Annotated in this window: 28 protein-coding genes, 3 tRNA genes and 1 pseudogene; 13 read left to right on the forward strand and 19 right to left on the reverse strand. The window is 58.9% G+C overall.

Annotated features, from left to right (window positions below):
- Nucleotides 1–63: 63 nt before the first annotated feature.
- Both C1896_16965 and C1896_16970 read right to left on the reverse strand, forming a co-directional pair.
- Entirely contained in the window at nucleotides 64–1,146 is a 1,083-nt protein-coding gene (locus tag C1896_16965) for a peptide chain release factor 1 (protein AZZ46457.1), read from the reverse strand.
- Nucleotides 1,143–2,411: a glutamyl-tRNA reductase gene (locus tag C1896_16970; GenBank protein ID AZZ46458.1), complete on the reverse strand. Its 1,269-nt coding sequence runs from the start codon at nucleotides 2,409–2,411 to the stop codon at nucleotides 1,143–1,145. Before C1896_16970 ends, C1896_16965 begins: the two co-directional genes overlap by 4 nt.
- A gap of 183 nt (nucleotides 2,412–2,594) precedes the next feature.
- Between C1896_16970 and C1896_16975 the strand changes: the two genes are divergently transcribed.
- The 10 genes from C1896_16975 to C1896_17020 all read left to right on the forward strand — a co-directional run bounded on the left by C1896_16975 (nucleotide 2,595) and on the right by C1896_17020 (nucleotide 10,568).
- Nucleotides 2,595–4,322 (forward strand): hypothetical protein, encoded by a 1,728-nt coding sequence (locus C1896_16975; GenBank protein AZZ47713.1) that lies wholly within the window; start codon nucleotides 2,595–2,597, stop codon nucleotides 4,320–4,322.
- Between the two features lie 3 nt (nucleotides 4,323–4,325).
- Entirely contained in the window at nucleotides 4,326–4,946 is a 621-nt protein-coding gene (locus C1896_16980; protein ID AZZ46459.1) for a lipoprotein localization factor LolB, read from the forward strand.
- Nucleotides 4,946–5,806, forward strand: a complete 861-nt coding sequence (locus tag C1896_16985) for a 4-(cytidine 5'-diphospho)-2-C-methyl-D-erythritol kinase (protein ID AZZ46460.1) — start codon at nucleotides 4,946–4,948, stop codon at nucleotides 5,804–5,806. The genes C1896_16980 and C1896_16985 overlap by 1 nt, the downstream gene beginning before the upstream one ends.
- Before the next feature lie 14 nt (nucleotides 5,807–5,820).
- Nucleotides 5,821–5,895, forward strand: a tRNA-Gln gene (locus C1896_16990).
- Between the two features lie 52 nt (nucleotides 5,896–5,947).
- Nucleotides 5,948–6,022, forward strand: a tRNA-Gln gene (locus tag C1896_16995).
- 83 nt (nucleotides 6,023–6,105) lie between these two features.
- Nucleotides 6,106–7,047 carry a ribose-phosphate pyrophosphokinase gene (locus C1896_17000; protein ID AZZ46461.1) on the forward strand — a complete coding sequence of 314 codons (942 nt, stop codon included), beginning with the start codon at nucleotides 6,106–6,108 and terminating at the stop codon, nucleotides 7,045–7,047.
- 124 nt (nucleotides 7,048–7,171) lie between these two features.
- Entirely contained in the window at nucleotides 7,172–7,789 is a 618-nt protein-coding gene (locus tag C1896_17005; GenBank protein ID AZZ46462.1) for a 50S ribosomal protein L25, read from the forward strand.
- A 34-nt stretch (nucleotides 7,790–7,823) separates the two neighbouring features.
- Complete coding sequence (locus C1896_17010; GenBank protein AZZ46463.1) at nucleotides 7,824–8,408, forward strand: aminoacyl-tRNA hydrolase; 585 nt, start codon at nucleotides 7,824–7,826, stop codon at nucleotides 8,406–8,408.
- 137 nt (nucleotides 8,409–8,545) lie between these two features.
- Nucleotides 8,546–9,646: a redox-regulated ATPase YchF gene (locus C1896_17015; protein AZZ46464.1), complete on the forward strand. Its 1,101-nt coding sequence runs from the start codon at nucleotides 8,546–8,548 to the stop codon at nucleotides 9,644–9,646.
- Between the two features lie 223 nt (nucleotides 9,647–9,869).
- The gene (locus tag C1896_17020; protein ID AZZ46465.1) at nucleotides 9,870–10,568 is read left to right on the forward strand and encodes a DNA-3-methyladenine glycosylase; all 699 of its coding nucleotides are present in this window, start codon (nucleotides 9,870–9,872) and stop codon (nucleotides 10,566–10,568) included.
- An 8-nt stretch (nucleotides 10,569–10,576) separates the two neighbouring features.
- Here the strand turns inward: C1896_17020 and C1896_17025 are convergent, their stop codons facing one another.
- A complete protein-coding gene (locus C1896_17025; GenBank protein AZZ46466.1) occupies nucleotides 10,577–11,692 on the reverse strand; it encodes a serine/threonine protein phosphatase in 1,116 nt (371 codons plus the stop codon).
- A 505-nt stretch (nucleotides 11,693–12,197) separates the two neighbouring features.
- On the reverse strand, nucleotides 12,198–12,392 hold the full coding sequence (locus C1896_17030; GenBank protein AZZ46467.1) for a hypothetical protein: 195 nt from the start codon (nucleotides 12,390–12,392) through the stop codon (nucleotides 12,198–12,200).
- A gap of 471 nt (nucleotides 12,393–12,863) precedes the next feature.
- Between C1896_17030 and C1896_17035 the strand changes: the two genes are divergently transcribed.
- Nucleotides 12,864–12,940 (forward strand) — tRNA-Met (locus C1896_17035).
- A gap of 82 nt (nucleotides 12,941–13,022) precedes the next feature.
- Here C1896_17035 and higA read toward each other — a convergent pair.
- From higA to C1896_17070, 7 genes are all read right to left on the reverse strand, one after another.
- Nucleotides 13,023–13,328 carry an addiction module antidote protein, HigA family gene (gene higA / locus C1896_17040; protein AZZ46468.1) on the reverse strand — a complete coding sequence of 102 codons (306 nt, stop codon included), beginning with the start codon at nucleotides 13,326–13,328 and terminating at the stop codon, nucleotides 13,023–13,025.
- Between the two features lie 12 nt (nucleotides 13,329–13,340).
- Nucleotides 13,341–13,619: a plasmid maintenance system killer protein gene (locus tag C1896_17045; protein ID AZZ46469.1), complete on the reverse strand. Its 279-nt coding sequence runs from the start codon at nucleotides 13,617–13,619 to the stop codon at nucleotides 13,341–13,343.
- Nucleotides 13,620–13,673: 54 nt separating this feature from the next.
- Nucleotides 13,674–14,669: an integrase gene (locus C1896_17050; GenBank protein ID AZZ46470.1), complete on the reverse strand. Its 996-nt coding sequence runs from the start codon at nucleotides 14,667–14,669 to the stop codon at nucleotides 13,674–13,676.
- Complete coding sequence (locus C1896_17055; GenBank protein ID AZZ46471.1) at nucleotides 14,666–15,946, reverse strand: hypothetical protein; 1,281 nt, start codon at nucleotides 15,944–15,946, stop codon at nucleotides 14,666–14,668. Before C1896_17055 ends, C1896_17050 begins: the two co-directional genes overlap by 4 nt.
- A 131-nt stretch (nucleotides 15,947–16,077) precedes the next feature.
- Nucleotides 16,078–17,274: a zonular occludens toxin gene (locus tag C1896_17060; protein AZZ46472.1), complete on the reverse strand. Its 1,197-nt coding sequence runs from the start codon at nucleotides 17,272–17,274 to the stop codon at nucleotides 16,078–16,080.
- A 4-nt stretch (nucleotides 17,275–17,278) separates the two neighbouring features.
- Nucleotides 17,279–17,593, reverse strand: a complete 315-nt coding sequence (locus C1896_17065; GenBank protein ID AZZ46473.1) for a hypothetical protein — start codon at nucleotides 17,591–17,593, stop codon at nucleotides 17,279–17,281.
- The gene (locus tag C1896_17070; GenBank protein AZZ47714.1) at nucleotides 17,593–17,856 is read right to left on the reverse strand and encodes a hypothetical protein; all 264 of its coding nucleotides are present in this window, start codon (nucleotides 17,854–17,856) and stop codon (nucleotides 17,593–17,595) included. The genes C1896_17065 and C1896_17070 overlap by 1 nt, the downstream gene beginning before the upstream one ends.
- A 160-nt stretch (nucleotides 17,857–18,016) precedes the next feature.
- On the opposite strand from C1896_17070, the gene C1896_17075 reads away from it, so the two are divergent.
- Complete coding sequence (locus C1896_17075; protein ID AZZ46474.1) at nucleotides 18,017–18,307, forward strand: hypothetical protein; 291 nt, start codon at nucleotides 18,017–18,019, stop codon at nucleotides 18,305–18,307.
- Between the two features lie 833 nt (nucleotides 18,308–19,140).
- Here C1896_17075 and C1896_17080 read toward each other — a convergent pair.
- From C1896_17080 to C1896_17115, 8 genes and pseudogenes are all read right to left on the reverse strand, one after another.
- Nucleotides 19,141–19,350: a hypothetical protein gene (locus C1896_17080; protein ID AZZ46475.1), complete on the reverse strand. Its 210-nt coding sequence runs from the start codon at nucleotides 19,348–19,350 to the stop codon at nucleotides 19,141–19,143.
- A gap of 10 nt (nucleotides 19,351–19,360) precedes the next feature.
- Nucleotides 19,361–19,576: a hypothetical protein gene (locus C1896_17085; GenBank protein AZZ46476.1), complete on the reverse strand. Its 216-nt coding sequence runs from the start codon at nucleotides 19,574–19,576 to the stop codon at nucleotides 19,361–19,363.
- The gene (locus C1896_17090; protein AZZ46477.1) at nucleotides 19,573–19,752 is read right to left on the reverse strand and encodes a hypothetical protein; all 180 of its coding nucleotides are present in this window, start codon (nucleotides 19,750–19,752) and stop codon (nucleotides 19,573–19,575) included. Before C1896_17090 ends, C1896_17085 begins: the two co-directional genes overlap by 4 nt.
- A 14-nt stretch (nucleotides 19,753–19,766) precedes the next feature.
- Complete coding sequence (locus C1896_17095; protein AZZ46478.1) at nucleotides 19,767–20,156, reverse strand: hypothetical protein; 390 nt, start codon at nucleotides 20,154–20,156, stop codon at nucleotides 19,767–19,769.
- A gap of 284 nt (nucleotides 20,157–20,440) precedes the next feature.
- Nucleotides 20,441–20,613, reverse strand: a pseudogene (locus C1896_17100) (DNA cytosine methyltransferase).
- A 311-nt stretch (nucleotides 20,614–20,924) separates the two neighbouring features.
- Entirely contained in the window at nucleotides 20,925–21,254 is a 330-nt protein-coding gene (locus C1896_17105; protein ID AZZ46479.1) for a hypothetical protein, read from the reverse strand.
- Between the two features lie 39 nt (nucleotides 21,255–21,293).
- Nucleotides 21,294–21,518 carry a hypothetical protein gene (locus C1896_17110; GenBank protein ID AZZ46480.1) on the reverse strand — a complete coding sequence of 75 codons (225 nt, stop codon included), beginning with the start codon at nucleotides 21,516–21,518 and terminating at the stop codon, nucleotides 21,294–21,296.
- Nucleotides 21,511–21,783: a hypothetical protein gene (locus C1896_17115; protein ID AZZ46481.1), complete on the reverse strand. Its 273-nt coding sequence runs from the start codon at nucleotides 21,781–21,783 to the stop codon at nucleotides 21,511–21,513. The genes C1896_17110 and C1896_17115 overlap by 8 nt, the downstream gene beginning before the upstream one ends.
- 119 nt (nucleotides 21,784–21,902) lie before the next feature.
- Between C1896_17115 and C1896_17120 the strand changes: the two genes are divergently transcribed.
- On the forward strand, nucleotides 21,903–22,175 hold the full coding sequence (locus tag C1896_17120; protein AZZ46482.1) for a DNA-binding protein: 273 nt from the start codon (nucleotides 21,903–21,905) through the stop codon (nucleotides 22,173–22,175).
- Nucleotides 22,176–22,228 lie beyond the last annotated feature (53 nt).

A 22,228-nucleotide genomic window follows, 5' to 3' on the forward strand; every position in this document is an offset into this window, starting at 1 on the left:
GTTTCCAGGACTCAGTGGTACGCCGCCATCGACAACCGGAAGGATTCGCCGATAAGCGAGCGGTCAGTCGCCCAGCGCAGCAAGCTGATCGGCTTGATATTCCTGCAGCAGCGGTTCGATCACCTGCTCTACTGCGCCGCTGACCACTTCATTGAGCGAATACAACGTCAGGTTGATGCGGTGATCCGTAACGCGTCCCTGTGGGAAGTTGTAAGTCCGAATACGCTCGGAACGATCACCCGAGCCCACCAGCAACTTGCGCGTATCGGAAATTTCCTTGTGCGCCGCGCTGTCCTGCACATCTTGCAGCTTGGCGGCCAACCAGGCCATGGCCCGAGCACGGTTCTTGTGCTGCGAGCGCTCTTCCTGGCATTCCACGACGATGCCGCTGGGCAAGTGGGTAATACGCACCGCCGAATCAGTCTTGTTGATGTGCTGACCGCCAGCTCCGGAGGCGCGGTAGGTGTCGACGCGCAGGTCAGCCGGATTGATTTCGATGGCAATTTGCTCGTCCGGCTCCGGCAGGACCGCAACGGTGCAGGCCGAGGTATGGATACGTCCCTGGGATTCGGTTTCGGGTACGCGCTGAACCCGGTGCGCGCCCGACTCGAACTTGAGCTTGGCGAATACGTTATCGCCCTCGACTCGCGAGATCACTTCCTTGTAGCCGCCGTGTTCACCCGGGCTTTCGGACAAGATCTCGACGCGCCAGCCTTGCCGCTCGGCGTAGCGGGAATACATACGAAACAGATCGCCAGAGAAGATCGCTGCCTCGTCGCCACCGGTGCCAGCGCGAATCTCGAGGAAGACGTTACGCCCATCCTTGGGATCCTTCGGCAGAAGCATGCGCTGCAGCCGAGCCTCGATCGCCTCGAGCTTGCCGCGTGCTTCGGCGACTTCTTCCTCCGCCATCTCGCGAACATCCGGATCGTTGTCCTTGAGCAATGCTTGAGCACCCTCAAGGTCGGACTGCATCTTGAGGAATTCGCGATAGGTGGCGATGACTGGCTCGACTTCAGCGTACTCGCGCGAATAGGCGCGAAAACGGGTCTGATCGCTGATCACTTCAGCGTCACCCAGTAACGCTGTCAGCTCTTCGAAGCGGTCCTGCAGAGTATCGAGTTTGTTGAGCAGCGACGCTTTCATGGTTTGTCCGTGCTGTCTTGCAGGGCGAAGAGGTCTTGGACGATGCTCAGTGCCTCAACACGCCCTTCGGCAGAAAGTTTTTTAAGCTGAACGCTCGGCGCGTGCAGCAACTTGTTGGTCAGTCCCCGCGCCAGCTGTGCCAACGCGTCCTCGGCCGTACCTCCATTGGCCAGCAGCCGCTGGGCACGCAACAACTCCTCATCACGAAGACGTTCGGCGTGCTGTCGATAGGCCTTGAGCACATCCACCGCCGCCAGCTCACGCAGGCGCGCCATAAAATCTTCGGTGCCGACGGCGACCAGCTCTTCGGCGGCCTGAGCCGCACCCTGCCGGCTCTTGAGATTCTCGGCCACCACCTCATGAAGGTCATCGACGGTATAGAGGTAGACGTCATCCAGATCAGCTACCTGCGCCTCTATGTCACGCGGTACTGCAATGTCCACCATGAACATCGGTTTGTGCTTGCGCTTCTTCAGCGCCTGTTCGACTGCGCCTTTGCCGAGAATCGGCAGCTGACTGGCGGTCGAGCTGATGACGATGTCGCTGTTGTAGAGCTCCAGCGGTATATCCGCGAGTAGGATCGCATGGGCGCCGAACTGCTCGGCCAATGCGCTGGCGCGCTCGAGTGTCCGATTGGCGACCACGATGCGCTTGACGCCTTGCTCGTGCAGGTGTCGAGCAACCAGCGTGATGGTCTCCCCAGCGCCAATCAGCAAGGCCTGGCTGCGATCGAGGTTGGCGAAGATCTGCTTGGCGAGACTGACCGCAGCGAAGGCGACCGAGACCGGGTTTTCACCAATCGCGGTGTCGGTGCGGACCGTCTTGGCGGTACTGAAGGTGGCCTGAAACAGGCGCCCCAGCAGCGGCCCCACGCTACCGGCCTCACGCGCCACAGCATAGGCGGACTTCATCTGCCCGAGAATCTGCGGCTCACCTAACACCATCGAATCCAGACCGGACGCAACACGCATCATGTGCCGAACCGCCTGGTCGTCGGTGTGCACATAGGCACACGCCTTGAGATCGTCGAGGTTCAACCGATGATAGTTGGCCAGCCAGGCCAACACCGTCTCGGCCTCGAGCTGCTCCTGCTCCAGGTAAAGCTCGCTGCGATTGCAGGTCGATAGAATCGCTGCTTCACGCGTGGGCGTGACACGGCACAGCTGCTGCAGCGCCTCGACCATCTGTTCTGGCGTGAACGCCACACGCTCTCGCACGTCCACCGATGCGGTTTTGTGATTAATGCCAAGCGCGAGGAAAGCCATGCAGGATCGCTGATTCGAAAACGGAGCGCGCGATTCTCCTACTTCGCCTGCCTCAGAACAACCATTGCCAGACATTGTCTGTAACGGACCAAGCCCACAAAATACTGGGCCAAAGCCGAGCCGTGTGCTTGCCTGGTCGCTTGTGTCATCATGCCGCGACCGCAGACCAGCCTAATGTTCCCTATGAAAAAACTCCTCGCCCTCAGCGCCGTCCTATTTCTCGGTGGCTGCCAAAGCTTCATGCAGAGCACGCCGGACAGCGGCCCGCCGATCGAGGAGGTCACGGCGGAGCCTGTGGCAAAAGGCCCAAACGAGTATGGCTCGTTCAGCGGCGATACCCTGTATGCGTTGCTGGTGGCAGAACTGGCTGGCCAGCGAAATCGCTTCGATATCGCCTTGGGCACCTATGTCCAGCAGGCCAACGCGACGCAGGATGCCGGCGTCGCGGAGCGCGGTTTCCGCATCGCCGAATACCTGGGCGCCGACCAAGCGGCGCTCGATACGGCCATCATTTGGGCGAACAATGCACCGGACAATCTCGACGCCCAGCGAGCTGCAGCCGTTCAGCTGGCGCGCTCAGGGCGTTACGAAGAGTCCCTCTCGTTCATGGAAAAGGTGCTCCGGGGTCAGGGCGACACGCATTTTGACTTCCTAGCGCTGTCCGCCGCTGAAACCGATCCGGACACGCGCACCGGGCTGCTCAAGAGTTTCGACCAGTTGTTGGCAAAGCATCCCGACAATCCCCAGCTGAAATTCGGCAAGGCTGTACTGCTGCAGCAGGACGCTCGCCCTGAAGAAGCACTCGCGCTGCTCGAGGAGCAACCAGCCAGCGAGCAGCAGATCCCGTCGATTCTGCTCCAGGCTCGTCTGCTGCAGGTTTTGGAGCGCACCGATGAAGCCATGCCGCTATTGGAAAAAAGCCTCCGCCAGCACCCCGAAGACAAGCGCTTGCGGTTGACCTACGCACGGCTGCTGGTGGAACAGGATCGGTTCGACGAAGCCATGGGTGAATTCGCCACGCTGGTTCAACAATACCCAAGCGACGATGACTTGCGCTTCTCGATGGCCCTGGTATGCCTCGAAGCGCAAGCCTGGCGTGAAGCCATTGTTTATCTAGAGGAACTGATCGAGCGCGGGAGCCATCTCGACGCCGCTTATTTCAATCTGGGCCGAGCCTACCGTGAGCTGGGCAAGCACGAGCAGGCACTGGCCGCGTTCGCCAAGGTCGGCCCAGGCAGCGAATATTTGCCGGCGAAACTGATGCAGGCGGAGCTGCTGTTCATCCTCGACCGCAACCAGGAAGCGTCACAGCTGCTGGCAAGCGCTCGGGACGAGCAGCCCGATTACGCCATACAGCTGTACCTCATCGAGTTGGAAGCGCTTTCCGGCCAGCAACAGATCGAAGCAGCCTGGAAACTGGCGGAACAGGCGCTGGTTGAGTTTCCGGACGACCTGAACTTGCTCTATACCCGAGCGATGATTGCCGAAAAGCGCGGCGACCTCGCTCAGCTGGAGCGAGACCTGCGCTACATCATCGAGCGCGAGCCAGACAATGCCATGGCTATCAATGCTCTCGGCTATACGCTTGCAGACCGCACTGACCGATACGATGAAGCTCGAACTCTCATTGAGCAGGCATACCAACTGAACCCAGATGACGCCGCCATCCTCGACAGCCTCGGCTGGGTCAATTACCGCCTGGGCAATCTCGAAGAAGCCGAAACACAATTGCGCAAAGCCTATGAACGCTTTGCCGACCATGAAGTCGCCGCTCACCTCGGCGAGGTGCTCTGGGCTTCGGGTGATCAGCGAGAGGCGCGGGCCATCTGGGCGAAAGCCTTGAAGGCGCAGCCCGACAGCCAAGTCCTGCGTGACACCATCAAACGACTGACAGGCTCGGAGAAACCCTGACCCATGAAGCTGATGCGTAACCTGCTGGCCCCCACCCTCGCCTTGCTGCTAGCTGGCTGCGCCGGCCTCGGTCCGCAGGAGTCAGTTGAAGGCCCCGGCAATGCCGAAGACTGGAAGGCCCATAAAGCCCATATCAGCGAGATCGATGGCTGGCAGATCAGCGGCAAGATAGGTATTCAGGCACCGCAGGATTCGGGCAGCGGCACCCTGTTCTGGCTGCAGCGCCAGGATTATTTCGATATTCGTCTCTCCGGCCCCTTAGGTCGGGGCGCTACGCGCCTGACGGGACGCCCCGATGCGGTGGCGCTGGAAGTCGCCGGCCAGGGACGCTTCGAGGCCGATTCGCCGGAAGCACTGGTTGAAAGCCAGCTGGGCTGGCAGCTACCCGTCTCCAACCTGCTCTGGTGGGTACGCGGCCTGCCGGCTCCGGACAGCCGCAGCCGCATCGCCCTCAACGCCAACGGGCAGCTAGCCAACCTGAAGCAAGATGGCTGGGATGTTCAGTACCTAGGCTATACCGAGGAGGACGGTTATCCGCTGCCAAATCGCATCAAATTGGCAGGTCGTGACCTGAAAATCACATTGGTGGTCAAGGACTGGCAACCGCGCCAGCTCGGACACTGATGCTCGCACTGACACTCCCCGCGCCAGCCAAGCTCAATCTCATGCTGCATATCCTCGGCCGCCGCGCCGACGGATACCACGAGCTTCAGACGCTTTTTCAGTTTCTCGACTATGGCGACGAGCTGACGTTCAGACCTCGAGCCGATGGACAGATCCGATTACATACGGACCTCCCGGGCGTCGACCATGACAGCAACCTGATCGTGCGCGCTGCACGCCTCCTGCAAACGCACAGCGGCTGCGCTCAAGGCGCTGACATCGAATTGAGCAAGCACTTGCCCATGGGCGGCGGTATTGGCGGTGGAAGCTCCGATGCGGCCACCACCCTGCTTGGCCTCGATCACCTCTGGCAGACCCACTTGGGCGAAGACACGCTGGCGGAGATTGGCTTGGCATTGGGTGCTGATGTTCCGGTATTCGTTAGAGGCCGCGCAGCCTTTGCCGAAGGGGTTGGTGAACGCCTGCAACCGGTCGAATTGAACGAACCCTGGTACCTCGTAATCGCCCCGCAAGTCTCTGTTAGTACAGCGGAAATATTTTCCGACCCAGAGTTGACACGCAATACCCCGGCCATTACAGTTCGCAGCCTTCTTGCAGGGGGCGGTCATAACGACTGTCAGCCGGTAGTCGAGAGGCGTTACCCAGAAGTTCGTAACGCTTTGAGCTTGTTGAACAAATTTGTTCCAGCAAGAATGACCGGCACTGGAGCTTGTGTGTTTGGGAGCTTCCCAAACAAGGGTGAGGCTGATAAAGTTTGCCGCCAACTTCCAGCCGATTTACCAGCATTCGTCGCTCAAGGCCGCAATATTTCGATGTTGCACCGAAAGCTTGCGCAGCTGGCACAGGAAGCAAGTGGTTAGAGGTTGTAGGTTACAGGGGCGTCGCCAAGCGGTAAGGCACCAGGTTTTGATCCTGGCATGCGTTGGTTCGAATCCAGCCGCCCCTGCCATAACCTTTCGGGGTTAATACAGCCGAACAAGCACTTTCAGGGTTACATCTACAGGGGCGTCGCCAAGCGGTAAGGCACCAGGTTTTGATCCTGGCATGCGTTGGTTCGAATCCAGCCGCCCCTGCCAAACATCACGAGAGCTGTTCAAAACGCCTGGCCTTTTGAACAGCTTTTTGTTTCATCGGATCCACCCTCAGGCAGGTACTGCGCGTGTCCAAGATGATGGTCTTCACGGGGAACGCCAACCCCGACCTGGCCCGGCGTGTTGTACGTCAGCTGCATATCCCTCTCGGTGACGCCTACGTCGGAAAGTTCTCCGACGGCGAAATCAGTGTCGAGATCAACGAGAACGTTCGTGGTAAGGACGTCTTTCTGATTCAGCCGACCTGTGCCCCCACCAATGACAATCTGATGGAACTGGTTGTGATGGCAGACGCCTTCCGCCGGTCCTCCGCCACTCGCATTACAGCCGTCATTCCCTACTTTGGTTATGCCCGTCAGGATCGCCGTCCGCGCTCCGCACGCGTGCCGATCAGCGCTAAAGTCGTGGCTGACATGCTCGATGTGGTCGGCGTTAACCGTGTACTCACGGTCGACCTGCACGCAGACCAGATCCAGGGCTTCTTCGACATGCCGGTAGATAACATCTACGGTTCGCCGGTCCTGGTCGACGATATACAGGCTCAGCGCTTCGAGAACCTGATGATCGTCTCCCCCGATATCGGCGGTGTGGTACGAGCTCGTGCTGTCGCCAAATCGCTGGGTGTGGATCTGGCGATCATCGACAAGCGTCGTCCGAAGGCCAACCAGTCCGAAGTGATGCACATCATCGGTGATATCGAAGGCCGGACTTGCATCCTCGTCGATGACATGGTCGATACCGCCGGCACCCTGTGCCATGCCGCAACCGCTCTAAAAGATCATGGCGCGTCCAAGGTCTTCGCGTATTGCACACACCCAATTCTGTCCGGTCGCGCCATCGAGAATATCGAAGGTTCGGTCCTCGACGAGCTGGTCGTGACCAATACCATCCCGCTGTCCGCAGCGGCGCAAGCCTGCACCCGTATTCGCCAGTTGGACATTGCGCCAATGGTGGCTGAAGCGGTTCGCCGCATCAGCAATGCTGAATCGATCAGCGCGATGTTCCGCTAAGCCATACGCTTAGCCCTTTGCGCAGAACGAAAATGTGCCCCGCCTCGTGCGGGGCTTTTTGCCCAACCGCCCGGTAGCGCTGGTCGCGAGCGTTTCGGGTGCGTTGTTATCCTGGAGAAACACAATGACTGATTTCACTCTGAATGCCCAAGTGCGTTCCGACCTGGGGAAAGGTGCGAGCCGCCGCCTTCGTCGTAACGCCAACCTCGTTCCAGCCGTAATCTACGGTGGTGACAAGGCTCCGCAATCCATCAGCCTGCTGCTGAAAGACGTAACCAAGCTGCTGGAAACCGAAGCCTCTTTCAGCCACGTACTGACCCTGAACGTCGACGGCCAGAACGAATCCGTTCTGATCAAGGCGCTGCAGCGTCATCCGGCCAAAGGCTTCGTTCTGCACGCTGACTTCGTCCGTGTCGTCGAAGGTCACAAGCTGACTGCTACCGTACCGCTGCACTTCCTGAACCAGGAAACTTCGGTAGGCGTTAAGCAGCAAGGCGGCGAGATCCTGCACAACATCAACGAAGTGGAAGTCTCCTGCCTGCCGCAGGATCTGCCTGAGTTCATCGAGGTCGACATGGCCAACGTTGAAGTCGGTCAGGTACTGCACATGACCGACCTCAAGCTGCCGAACGGCGTTGAGCTGGTCGCCCTGGCACACGGCAGCGATCTGCCGGTTGCCAACGTTCACGCGCCGCGCGTGAACAAGGAAGACACTCCGAAAGAAGAAGGCGCTGCCGAGTAATCCACTCGCCATCACCTGAGGAAGGGCCTCTGTCGTGACTGCCGTTAAACTGATCGTCGGCCTGGGTAACCCAGGCCCTGAATACGACCAGACCCGGCATAACGCAGGGGCCCTTTTCGTTGAGCGTCTGGCTGCCCACAAGGGCGTCAATCTCAGCGTCGATCGCAAGTATTTCGGCCTGGTCGGCAAGTTTCGCCACCAAGACGAAGACGTCCGCCTGTTGATCCCCACCACCTTCATGAACCGTAGCGGTCAAGCGGTGGCGGCACTGGCCGGATTTTTCCGAATTCCCCCCGAATCCATCTTGGTTGCCCACGATGAGCTCGACATGCCCCCCGGCGTCGCCAAGCTCAAACAAGGCGGCGGCCATGGCGGGCATAACGGGCTTCGCGACATCATTGCCAAGCTCGGTAATCAGAACAATTTCTACCGCCTGCGGCTGGGCATCGGCCACCCAGGTCATAGCAGCCTGGTGACCGGTTACGTACTGGGCCGAGCGCCCCAGGCCGAGCGCGAAAAGCTGGACGCCAGCATCGACTTCACCTTCGACGTGCTACCCGAAATTCTCGCCGGTGACTGGACGCGTGCAATGCAGCGTCTGCACAGCCAGAAGGCCTGATCGAACTCGACGCAGGAACGCAAGACAAAGCAACGGCTGAGCGGAAGGCTTGCACTACAGCGCATCACGAAGCCGTTTAACGCAGTTTGGCAACGCCGGTAGCGCAGAGCTGCCAGCCAACACCGAGGCAAGACACCATGGGATTCAATTGCGGCATCGTCGGCCTGCCCAACGTCGGCAAGTCCACCCTGTTCAACGCACTGACCAAGTCCGGAATCGCTGCGGAAAACTTCCCCTTCTGCACCATCGAGCCGAACAGTGGCATCGTGCCGATGCCCGATCCTCGCCTGCAGGCCTTGGCAGACATCGTCAAGCCCGAGCGAATCCTGCCGACCACCATGGAATTTGTCGACATCGCCGGCCTCGTCGAAGGGGCTTCAAAGGGTGAAGGTCTGGGCAACAAGTTCCTCGCCAACATCCGTGAGACCGATGCGATAGCCCACGTGGTGCGTTGCTTCGAAGACGAAAACGTCATCCACGTCTCCAACTCGGTAGATCCCAAGCGCGACATCGAAATTATCGAACTCGAACTGATCTTCGCCGACCTCGACAGCTGCGAAAAGCAACTGCAGCGCGTGACCCGCAACGCCAAGGGCGGCGACAAGGAAGCCGTAGCGCAGAAAGAGCTGCTGGAAAAATTGATCCCCCACTTTACCGAAGCCAAGCCGGCCCGCACGCTCTTGAAGAAGCTGGGCGATGATGATATTCAACTGGCCAAGGGCTTCCACTTGCTCACCAGCAAGCCGGTCATGTACATCGCCAACGTGGCCGAAGACGGCTTCGAGAACAACCCGCTCCTGGATGTGGTCAAGGCAATCGCCGCCGAAGAAGGCGCCCTCGTGGTACCGGTGTGCAACAAGATCGAAGCGGAGATCGCCGAGCTCGACGATGGTGAAGAAAAGGACATGTTCCTTGAGTCCCTCGGCCTTGAAGAGCCCGGCTTGAACCGCGTGATCCGCGCCGGTTACGAGTTGCTTAACCTGCAAACCTACTTCACGGCTGGCGTGAAGGAAGTCCGCGCCTGGACTGTGAAAGTCGGCGCTACAGCCCCTCAAGGCGCAGGCGTAATCCACACTGATTTCGAGAAAGGCTTCATCCGCGCTGAAGTGGTCGCCTATAACGACTTCATCCAGTACAAAGGCGAAGCCGGTGCCAAGGAAGCCGGTAAATGGCGCCTGGAGGGCAAGGAATACATCATCAAGGATGGCGATGTGATGCACTTCCGCTTCAATGTTTAAGCGAAATTGCCACATTGGCATTCATTGATTGCCGCGCTCAAAGCCTCGCTCACGCGAGGCTTTTTTGTGTTCCGAGGTAAGAAGTCGTCGCTGTAAAAATTCGGGGAAGCGTCCGCTTTCAAACATTCGGCTGACGACCGGTACGGAATCTGTTGATCAAGCGCGGAATATTCGCCCCGCTTGTGCGGTCGGAACAGGCAGACCTGCCGAAGCCGGAGCCTTGATGAACAGCCTCACCGAACCACCGCTACAGCACCTCGACGACACCTTTTTCAACCGGGACGCGCAAATTGTCGCTCAGGCATTGCTCGGTACCGTAATTCGCCACTGCGTCGACGGGTTGTGGTTGTCGGCGCGCATCATCGAGACCGAGGCCTATTACATCGACGAGAAAGCCAGCCACTCTTCGCTCGGCCACAGCCCCTCGCGGCGCGCCATGTTCATGCCGGCCGGCCATCTCTATCTGTATTACTCGCGTGGCGGGGACTCACTGAACTTCAGCGTACAGGGGGATGGGAATGCGGTCTGCATCAAGGCCGGATACCCCTGGGTCGATTCGCTGTCATGCGAAGAATCTATCGAACGCATGCGCACTAACAGCCCCGCCGCCGCGGGAGGCCCACGTCCCCTGACCCGCCTCTGCTCTGGCCAGACGCTGCTATGCAAGGCGCTGGGGCTGAAGGTAACGGAGTGGAATGCCCAGCGCATGGACCCTACGAAACTACGCTTGGATGACATTGGTGCGCGCCCGGACATAATCCAGACCACCCGCCTCGGCATTCCCGCCGGTCGTGACGAGCACCTGCCGTACCGATTTGTCGATGCCGGCTTTGCCGCACACTGCACGCGCAATCCGACGCGCCGTGGGCAACAGGAGGGTCAGGACTACGTACTACTGCGCCGCGAGCTGTTAGCGAGCTAGCTCATCAGTCAAACAGCCCTGACCAGACGAATCCGGGTGATCTCCGACGGCGCCCCGAAGCGCAGCGGCGGCCCCCAGTAACCTGTGCCACGGCTGATATAGATCTGCATGTCACCAACGCGCTGCAGCCCCGCCACCCAGGGCTGCTGCCAGCGCACAAAATGCATCCACGGCCAAAATTGGCCGCCGTGCGTATGGCCGGACAACTGCAGATCACAGCCAGCCTCAACTGCCGCCTGAGCCGAACGCGGCTGGTGCGCCAAGAGTAAGCGCGGCAAGTCATCGGGCGCGCCCGCAAACGCAGCGATCGGATCGCTTCGATGGCTGGGCCGGAACAGCTCAGCTGAATAGTCGGCGATGCCAGCCAATACCAAGCGAGCACCGTCGTGTTCGAGTTGAACATGACGATTGAGCAACACTGCCATACCCAGCCGCTCAAACTCGGCAATCCAGCTGTCGGCACCGGAATAGTATTCGTGGTTGCCGGTCACTACGTAAGTGCCATGACGGGCGCTCAGTTGAGCCAACGGCGCAATGTCATCGGCCAGATCGACAACACTGCCGTCTACAAGATCGCCAGTGATAACGATCAGATCGGGAGAAAGTCCATTGACCCGCCTGACAATCGCATCGATATATCCCTGTTTGATTGTCGGCCCAACGTGGATGTCACTGAGCTGCACAATGCTGAAACCCTCCAGTGCCGGCGGAAGATCTCGCAAGGCGATGTCGCGCACGACTACTCGAGCCGTGCGCCGGGCGTTGAGCACGCCGAACAGGGTAACGGCTGCAACCGCGACTAGGACCGCCAGCGCCGAGCCCTGCGCAATTGCAGCCGACTCCCAGCCCAGCAGTGAAGCCAACACCAATGCAAAGGCTCGCAGCAATGCGAATATCGCCAGGCTGGAAAAGATTCCCATCGCCAGCAATCCAGTCCACGCCAGCAGCGCACTGCCCGCCCCTCGCACCAGCACGCCGTAGCGCATTAGTACAGCCGAAAGCACCAGATAGCCCCACGCTAAAACGCTGCCGAACAGCCCAAGCGCAAGATCAGGGATCACCGTGACACCGACGAACACATGCAAGCCAATCAGCAGGACCGCAACCAATAACCGCCTGTTCATGCGTTACGTCTCTTGAGCAAAGGGGGGAGGCATTGCTACGCCTCCAGCGAACGGGCTGCGTATCGGTATCGACAAGTAGTTGAGAGGGCCAACATCACAGAAACGCACCACTTCACGACTTGCCCTCAAGCAGGGTACCTCGGAGCTTTTACCCCATAACAGTCGTATTCGAAATCGAAACATCACAACGGGAACAGGCCCATCTGGACTTCGCCTCTCGGGACGGCACAACCGTCCTGATACGAGCAGACAAGTGACCGAGCGCATAGAGTTTTAGCGGAACGAACCCTGCGGTTCGTGTGCCCGATATTTGGCCCGTATGCGCGCAGTCAAAAGCTGGCGTTCTGATCTAGAGAAGCACCAGGCCCGCGGACCAGTCCGCCCCACCAACACCCCAGATGCGTGCAAGCTACGACATCCCGCTGCGTGTAACGGCCCTCGCGATTGGAGAGCCTTTGGCGATGCTCGACACTGCCGGGTCCTGCAGCTGGAGGCAAGCGAACCGCTACATCACGCCTGGGTCAGGCATCGGATCCGGCGGTGGCGGCTCTTTTTCCAATTGTTCAAGTACCTCGTCCGGCAGAACGCCGCCATCGTCCAGCTCGGTATCACTCTCGGCGTCGTCGAGGTCGTTCATTGGCGATTCGTCCGCCAGCCAGGGATACAGGGGAGGATCGCTTGGATGGGTAGTGCTGAGCATGATGATCTCCTCGCAGGTGTGTCTCCAAAGTTAGGCAGGCCCGACCCGGCATCGTTCGGACCGGTCATCCGTGACGCGCACAGGCCGGCTGGATCTGGCACTCGCTCAGTAATCGGAAAAACAGCCGATGCGCGCGGTTAGTACGATCACGCAGAAGTAGACAGCCAAGCGGCTGCAGCACTTGACGTTAGCCCGACGGGCCCCGTCCAGCGAGCCCTGAGCATGACCACCAAGCGCGACCTCCTCGCCGCCAACCTGGCTGCGGCTGGCTGATCAAGGAGATCCAACAGAACGCCACGCTGGTACGCAACGGGCACTTGGTCAGCCTCGCGTTCGCGCCGAAATTGGGCTTGATCGACAGCGCACCGGTAACGGTCGGACCGGCGGCATAAGCATTTGAAAAAGCAGGCAGAAAAAGCGCACCAGGAGGGTTGACACACAACTGCGCGGCGCGAATAATGCGCGCCACTTGGCTACGTAGCTCAGTTGGTTAGAGCATAGCATTCATAATGCTGGGGTCCGGGGTTCAAGTCCCTGCGTAGCCACCAAACAAAACAAGGGCTTACCGAAAGGTAGGCCCTTTTTTGTTGTGCTCAGTGACTACAGGATGACTACACCGCGCCTACGTGGTTAACCAGTAGCTCGCAGCGGCTCGACTTCATGCTCGATCTCTTCGCCATTCGCTGCATAGGTAGTCGCTAGAGCGTAGTCCGACTGCAGGTTCATCCAGAACTGTGCGGATGTATCGAAGTAGCGGCCCAGGCGGATAGCGGTATCAGCCGTTATCCCGCGACGCTCACGCACAATGTCATTAATGGTTGGGGCCGATACACGTAGCGCACGAGCAAGCGCAGCGGGAGTGATGCCCAGCGGCTCTAGAAATTCTTCGCGCAGCACTTCACCAGGGTGAACGGGGCGCATGCCGTTAATTGCCATGTAGCCACCTCCTCAGTGGTAATCGACGATCTCAACCTGTGTGGGGCCTGCGTCTGTCCAGACAAAGCAGATCCGCCACTGGTCGTTGATCCTGATGCTATGTTGCCCTGCCCGGTTGCCTTGCAATGCTTCCAACCTGTTGCCCGGCGGGGAGCGTAGATCTCGCAGCTCCGTTGCCGCATTGAGCATCGCGAGCTTTCTGGTCGCGACGTTCAGGATGTTTCCCCAACGCCGGGAGCCTCCTGACTCGAACAACGCTCGGGTTTCATCACACCTGAAACTCAGAATCACGCTTTAATCCTTAACGTTAAGCGTTAATGAATCATATACCAATTGGTAAAGTCGTCAAGACGCGCCAATCGAATGCCCAGCCTGTGCCAGTGGCGAAAGCCGTAGGGCTGACTCCAGGTGATCCGGTGACAAATGGGCATAGCGCATCGTCATGGTGATCGACGAGTGCCCTAGGATTCGCTGCAGGCTGAGAATGTCACCGCCGGCCATCATGTAGTGACTGGCGAAGGTGTGCCGGAGGATATGGGTTAGCTGCCCTGGTGTATCGAAACCACAACGTTTGTAAGCACCTCGGAATGCAGATCGACACGTCATGAACAGCCGTCCGTTCCCGGGCATCCCGAGCTTCAACGCTATTTCCTCGACCTCCTTCGGTATCGGTACGGACCGAGACTGCCTGTTCTTTGTCCGGTGAAAATGCGCCTTGCCACCGAATAGAGCTGCACGGGAGATGGATTCCGCCTCATCCCAGCGAGCGCCCGTAGCCAAGCACAGAAGCGCAACCGGATAGGTGTGGTTGTTGGTCGACCGGCGACACTCATCGAGCAGCTGGCGGATCTGTGGAAGCGTCAGAAAGGTCAGCTCGGTTTGGTCGGTTTTGATCTGGCGGATGCTGGCTAGCGGGTTCTTACCCACCCAGGCGCCAAGGCGGATCAGCTCGGAGAACACGGCGGACAGGTAGCGTTGTTCGTGGTTGACCGTATGCGGAGAAGCTTCCTTGAGTCTGAGCTGACGATAGCGTGCCCATGCCAGGGCATCGAATTCAGAGGCCAGAGGGTCACCTAGCCGTTCAGCGATCGCGAGCGTTCGTGACAGTCGTGTTTTCTCGTCTTTCAGCGAGCAGCCGTGAAGCGTGTGCCACAGTGTTACCAAGTCCGAGAGGCGGTCATCGAGCGGTCGGCCTGTCAGCTTGAAGGTCGCAAAGAACTCGGATTCATAGCGCTGAGCTGCTGCCTTCGTCAGAAATCCTTTCTTGCGAATACGCCGCCCTGCCCGGCCATTCTCGTAGAAGTCGGCGGTCCAGGTTTTGCCGTCTTTTCGGGCCGTCATACAGCCCTACCCCATCGAACATGACGCTCTTGGAGCAGGTTCTTGATGTGCTTGTACAGATCACGTTCCGTCATATCCTTGGACGCATAGTGATCACGGATCACCGGCCAGCATTCCCACTCGCGCAACCGGTCAAAAGCTTGCTTAGCGCCCACCCGCTCCCTTGCTAGTAGGCTTACGAAGTTTCCCAGGAACAGTTCCACGTTCTTGCCGCTGAATCCACGGCTGGTCTTGTAGTAGCGCTTGTATTCGGTGTCATCGATCAGGGAATCGACCGCCACGTCGACCCGCACGTCATCACGCATAAGCGTCCAGATCGGCTCAAAGTACCCAGGGCGTGCAAGCAGCTTGAATTGACCGAGGCCGTACCGCCATAGGCCGTCCAGATGAGCCGAGAAAGCGGCATAGGAATCCGTCTCGATGGCTTTTCCGGTCTTCACGTCGACGGAACCGCTGGCGAACTGCTGAATGATTGAATGGTGGTAACGCAGCTCGACACGCCAAACGTCCGCGTTCGGGTCGTAGTTGTCAGGATCAGCCAGATCGAAGGAATCACGACGACGCCAGACGCTTTCCCAGAAGTCCAGCTTGTCGGTAGCACGGGCCTGTTCGGTCTTGTTGTAGATGCAGAGCTGGACGCCCCCAGCAGAACCGAACATGGACGTTTCCCCACGACCGTAAACGCTGGATTTGGTCGCCCACTCGATCTGGTTGATGCCAGTGATGTCGCGGTGCGTTCTGGCGCGACAGTGCAAGCGCGCTACCAGATCAACCGGAGGCTTCCAGCCCTGCAGATCTAGCGCCAGGTGAACGGCACACTGGTTACGCTCTCGATGGGTCAGCACTGCTGCAGCGTAATAATCCATGCGCTCTTGCAGACGCTCAGGCGACAGCGTGTCGATGGCATGGGGTGACACCTCGATTTTCAGGTGCGGACCGATGCTGTCGAGCTTGGCGTTGAAGTTCTTGATGAGCAGGATGAAGCCGAGATCAGCGTTTTGCAGCTTGTACTGGTAGCCCGAGTCCCGCCCTACCCGTCCGGAATGCCAGATCTGCCCAGCGAACTCGACTAAAGCGCCCGGTCTCTCGAACAACGCCATGATTTCCGGTCGAATCAGCCCGCGATACAACTGGCGAACTGTATCGACGCCACAGCGGAGCAGGCGAACGGATGAAAGATCCACAAACTGGACCGTGCTCGGATCGACGAATAGTCGGCTATGGGCATCTTCCAACCCGGTCAGGATGTCGATGCGTTTGAAGTCCTTATTTGCCATTCCTTTTTCCCCTTTACTATGGATTACTCTGGTTGCTCACTAGAATTTGTATGACGTGTTACAGGGACGTCAGCGCGCGCAGCACGCCGGCTCGTGCCTCGCCGTGCGTGCCAAGGACGCGCTGACGGTCTTCACCACAGGAATTGCCCCTTCTCGTACGGCACGCGAGTGAAACGGGTCCCCTGGGCTTCGTTCTGGTCCTGGCGTGGTTGTGCTGCCAGCTGCGGAGCCGGTAGCTGGTTGTTTCGGTTCTGGTCCTGCATCGAGCCTCGGTCGGGCTTGGTCGGGTCGAAATAGCCGTTCTGCACAACCGTCATGCAGAACTCGAACGACACCTCCAGCAACGTGCCTTGCTGGGTATTGCAGCGGCAGCCGGTCAGCCCGTCATCGGTGTCACCGATGCTCATTCGCCTTCGGTTGCGGCCTATCAGATCCCGGTCGGTGGTGGCGATGCAGATGGGTTTGGGGAAGGACTGCGGGGTGTTCAGCTGGTCATAGATCGGTGCGGAGCCGGGCACATCCTGAATTCGAGGAACCCGAGATCCTAAGTACTGCTCGAGCGTTTGCGGCTGTTCCTGGCCCTGTCCACCGATGGGGTTGATGAAGGAGCCAACTACGCTTTTTGCCTGATCGACCATGCTTTCAGATTCAATCGGCGCGCTGATCTGGTCTGCTGCTTCCGGCGCGGTCTTTTCCTCCTCATAGCGCGCATAGGCGCGGTAGACGAGAAAGCCAGCACCGATGATCACCGCCGCGGCCAGCAGGAACTTGGTCGGCACCTTCGTTTGGAAGTGGTGCTTAGCGTTCGTGCTGGTGTAGGCGCCGAAGTACTTCTTATCCAGCCGGAGCGACTTCTTGTCGGCATCCTTGAAGCTGGATTTCACCTCGACCTTTTCCACCACCACTTCGGATTCGAAGCGCAGCAGCTGGGAGGATTTGAAGACGCGCCAGTAGTGGATATGCGAGTTGCACAGGCGGCGAAGGTGAACATCGAGGTAGCGCGGGTCTTGAGTCACCAGATGCACTTCGTGGCCCTGGTGGCGCATGGTCTCGAAGCGGGTGATGTGCTCCGGTGGCCGTGCCCTGGGATCGCGTGAGCCAAACCAGCCTTGGGCCTCATCGACCACGATGATCGCGTCGGCCGGTAGCTCGAACCACTTCTCCGGATCTTCAAACACGAACCAGCTCGCCTTGAGCTGTTCGGGTTTGAGGCCGTTGATGTTGTGGTAATAGACGACGCGCCCTTGGGCGTGGGCGCTCTGGTCGACTTCGCGGATGGTGTTAAGGGTCTTGCCGTGCCCCGGCTTGCCCGTGCGGATAATGAGCATGGGATCAGGCCGTGAAGGTAGTGACGTTGCCGAGCTTGGTGCGGCGATCGGCAAGCTTGTCGATGCCACTCAACACCAGGCGCGTAGTAATCGCAGCGAAGTACATGTTCAGTGCGACATCGATCTTCGCCAGCCCCAGGATCAGCTGAATCGACTGTGCGACGTTGCCCATGTTGGTGAGCATGTAATCCTTGGCTTCGCCGATCACGAAGTTAATGCCGAGGTAGCTGACCATTCCGATGCCAAGTACCCGCAAAACCATCATCACTAGCGGTTTGACGATCATCACGGCCAGCATGGCAAGGTAGTAAAAATGCATCAGGCACCTCCAAAGGCGCGGCCCACATAGACGGCGCAGAACATTGCGGTGAAAGCCACGATCAGCCAGGACATGTCCGTAGCCGCCCGGCAGAGGGGTTCGTACTTGATTTGCAGGGTGCGGCCACCGCTTGAGCGCAGATTCATGGCCTCTGGCGACGGACAGCCGGACGGCAGGAAGCGACCGGCGTTGTTGATGAAGCTGGGCGCGTTGACCTCGGCTTCTTTCAGTTCGAACTGTTCGCCCTGGAACAGCCCCTCGATATCGCTTTTCTTCTTAGTAAAATCGGCCTGTTCTTCGGCATTGCAGCGCATCTGCTTTTGTTGCTTGAGGATGGCGCACTGGACCGCATCGCCCTTGCAGCTGATCTCGACATCGCAGGCTTCCCCGGTTACGCCGGGCTTCACGCACTTATCTGGATCGGTGGCAGGGTCGCACTCAGCCTCACCATCTCCTTCGCCATCTCCCTCCCCAGAGCCATCCCCTTCACCGTCGCCCTCGCCGCTGCCTTCTCCATCGCCTGAGCCATCACCGTCACCGCTTCCATCGCCATCGCCAGAGCCGTCACCATCCCCTTCGCCGTCACCTGGATCTTCGGGATCAGTTGGGTCTTCCGGGTCGGGAGTTTCAGCGTCATCGCAACCGCCCACCTCGACCTCAGGATCACAGGGCTTCGGGGGTTCCTTGCTGCAAAAGGTGCCGTTCCAGGCGTAGCCCTCAGGGCAGGCGTTGTCGGGATCTGGTGTCGGGGTATCGTCGGGGTTGGTTATGTCCGAGGTTCCAGCAGGCGCGGCGCGAGTGGGTTCGCCTCCAGTGCATTCCAGACCGGCGCTTGTGTATTGGTAGGAGCCGAACACGCCCGGAGGGTTACCGCTGGTGTAGGCATACACGTTGGTTGGTGCGGAGAAGCCCCAGGTGTATTGGCAACTATTGGCGCAGACGCTGCCAGGAGGCTCGGTCGAGGGTTGGCCAACAGCAGCCTTGATCAGGTGCTGGTGAAGGATGGTCTGGCCGTTAGTAGCTTCGCAGGCATTGGGCGCCGCAACACATTCGCCATTTTGAGCGTTATAAGTAGAACCAGGAGGGCAGGACGTTCCAAACCGAGATACTGACAACTCTAGTGTTGTAGTAGATGCACCAGAACTGATCCTGACGGAGCAAAGGAATGAGGTTTCAGTGATTTGCGAAACAGAACTACCCGAATAATTCCACGAACCAGAGTACTTAGGGCCTGTATTGGAGCAGGCAGATGAAGGTGAAGAATATTCGGGGAGGGTGACAGTGGAAGGGAAACCGGAAAGACCAGAGCCGCCCGTAACCCGCCAGTGAAAGTCCTCTGCAATAACGGACGTATGCCAAAGCAAGACCGTCAGCAATACCAATGCAAACCTAGCCATCCTCAAACCCGCCCAAAAAACACGAGATAGAACGCCAGGGTGGTCAGGATCAGGACGTACAGCTGGTAACTCATTGGCGTTCCCTCGGAAGTGAAAACCCCGCCGGAGCGGGGTTTGTTTGCTTCGGCACGTGCGGTGCGCAACCCCGGCTTACAGGGCGCGGCGCATGTACTTGAACGCCATGGCGGCGATGATCACGGCGAAGACGGCCCAGCCGATGGTTCCGACGTCGGTGCCGGCCTCATCCAGTGCGCCGGTTGCTTCCGGGGGAACGGCTGCGTACACGGTGCCAGCCAGGGTGGAGAGCGCGGCAGCAGCGCCAACGCCGATTTTCTTGATGAAGTGCTTGTTCAGTTGCATGGGTGATACCTCACTGTTTCAGGACTTTTTTGAGGACCAGAAAACCAAACACGGTGGCAAAGAGCACGATGGCTTCTGCCTGGAGTTCGGAGACCTGTTCCCAGGACAGTGCAGCGCCGTAGAGGCTCTGCATTTCCTCGACCGTGAGGGCAACCAGCGACCCGGAGCAGACAGGCGTACCGTCAGCGCCTTGCAGCCAGTCACCGTCACAGGCGAGGAAATTCATGCACCGGCCTCGAGGAGGTCGGCGGCTTGTTCGAGGGGTTCGCAGTCAGGGCAGACGGCGAAATGGGGCGGCAACCGCAGATCGGGCAGCAGATCGCTTTGCGGTGCAGGCAGGCTCATGAGCTTGCCCATGTCGTTGCCGCAGCAGTCGCAGATAACGCGGTCACCCATCAGCATGGTCCGCCCCTCCCTTAGTTGGCTTTGGCTGGTTCCGGCTGAGTGCCGGTCGCAGGTTTGCCGGGTTGTTGGGTCGGCTGCTGAGTGGGCTTGCTGGCCTGGGTGGCGTTGGCCTTCGCGGATTCCAGATGGAGGCAGAGATTGTTGCCCTTCTGCTTGCCAGCTCGTGCGATCTCGAAATGGATGCGCACGGTTTCCAGCGGCTCGAAATTGGCGCCGGAGGCAAACACCTCATCGGCCACTTCCAGGGGAACGTCCATACTGACGATGGACAGGCCGTTTTCGGTTTGGCCGTCCGGCTCATCGCCGTAGAAGACCTTAACGATCTTTACTTCGGTGCCGTTCTGGCTGAATGCGAGCTTCTGAGTGCCGAGAAATGCAACTTCCATAGTTGAACGTGCCATGTTGTGTTACCTCAGTTAGTTACGCTTAGTGCGTGGGTTTGCCTTTTTGCGGGCCGAGAGAGCCCAAGCCGAGGAACTGTTAAAGTTTCCCTCTCGCCAGGGTTTACGCGGCTTACAACGGGTTTGTGGTACTAGTTATACACGGTTGGAAAGCGTTTTTATCACCGGAAAACGAACTTCATAGTTGCTGTTAGTTTATGGAATACAGTGGGATAGTCTGGTGTTTAAACTTTCGTACTATTAATTTCATCGATAGTTGATTAACACCAAGGGCTTTGCCCTTGTCATCCCACTCTTGCCGCCGAGGGCTCGGGAGCGCGGGGCGGAGAAGCTGCCCCACACTCACGAGCGAAGGCTTTTCTGTTCGTGCAGGGTCAAGGGTGCGCTCCGCCCGTGCTTCCGTTCGACGGATCGGTGAGGCGTGATCCGACGAGCCGGGAGCGCGGCCCTGGACCTGTTCGGCCTCGGTGTTGGTTGTTTTTGCGGGAACGCGGTCGGGATTGGCTCCGTCGCGGTGCTCACTGATCTTCATCGCCAACCAGGGGAAGCCGAAGATCACCACCGCGAGCAAGGCGATGGGCAAATAGACGCGCCAGAAGAAGTCAGCGTGTTGTTCCTGATTAGCCACAGACCACCTCTACTCGTTCGAGCGGTTCGTGGATCGAGCCGCTGGCTTCAAACAGGGGCATGCTTGTGACGACCGCACCGATGGCGACGACCGTTAGCAGCTGGCTGATCACCAGCAATGTGGTGATTGCGTTCATTGGCTCAGGCCTCCAGCTCGAACGGTTCGTGGATCGGCACGTAGGGCGTGGGTTTGCCGGTGTCGAACACAACGCTCCAATACTTCGGCGGTCGGGCGGGTGGCGTGTGTTTCTCGCAGGTAGAAGCCGGTATCACCGCCCATTCCGAGGCGAGGACTGTCCAGACACCAGCGATCTTGCCCATCCTTATTGTGCGAATCGGCTGCACAGATGCGGGGCGGCATTGGGCGCAAGGTGTGGACCGGGAGCGAACGGGTTTCGCCACTTCGCGACCGGACCAGCAGACAGAGCAGCCGCAGTCCGGTGCGTGCAGAGGCTTGCGGCCATACGTCATAGGTCATGCCCTCGCCGTTGGGAGCCGTAACGATGGTCATCATCGGGCGTACCACCCTTCGCGGATGATCTGGAAGCGCTCGCGGGCGCTTTCCTGGGCAAGCAGTGAGTCCAGCGGATCGTCAGCGACGATCTCGGAAACCACGGCATCTATATGGCGATGGCATTCGGTGCGCGACTTGCCTTGCGCCAGAACATTCCATTTCACAAGCTGGCTCGGGCCATGCAGCGAGGCGATGCGCAGGGTGCAGGGGCGATTACTCATCGGCGTAATCCCCCTGGCAGAACACCGACTTGCCCCGCTCGATATCGCGGCGGATGCGGTGCAGGTTGATGACGCGGCGGCGACCAATCTTTACCGTCGGGAGGGTGTAGGTTTCCACCCACCCGCGAACCACGTCCTCGGTGATCTGCTCGACACCCATCATCTCGGCCAGCACGAGCTGCGTGCAGAACGGCGCTTCTCGGAAGCTGACGATCCGTTCGGCTTGGCCTTCGATTGTTAACCCCGCTACACCAGACTGTTCCATGTGATTGCCCCTATAATCCGACCACTATCGCGCTACGGTTGATGAATATGTATTAACTACATATGTCCATATTACACCTGCAGCGCAAAATGTACATAAAACATCTATGGCATTTTTCAATGAGCGAAGGGATTACCGATAGAGGCTATCGATTGCTGGAAGTCGCCAGCCTCAAAACCCTGGCTGAAGCCGGCAGCACGGACTACGTGCGGTGGCAAAACATTAAGAGAGGGAAAGCCAGAATCGGCGCGAACGAAATCGAGATCCTCGGTCGAGTATTTCCTGATTTCCGTTGGTGGTTGCTGACCGGCGAAGTACAGCCGGAGAATGGCCAGACAAGCCCCGACTACGAAGAGGCCAACCGAAACTTGACCAATCCAAACGCGGGATAGCGATCACTCAGATAGTAGCTAAGCGCTGGTACGCCCGAAGGATCGGATCACCG

The organism is Pseudomonadaceae bacterium SI-3 (assembly GCA_004010935.1).
GTDB lineage: Bacteria > Pseudomonadota > Gammaproteobacteria > Pseudomonadales > Pseudomonadaceae > Stutzerimonas.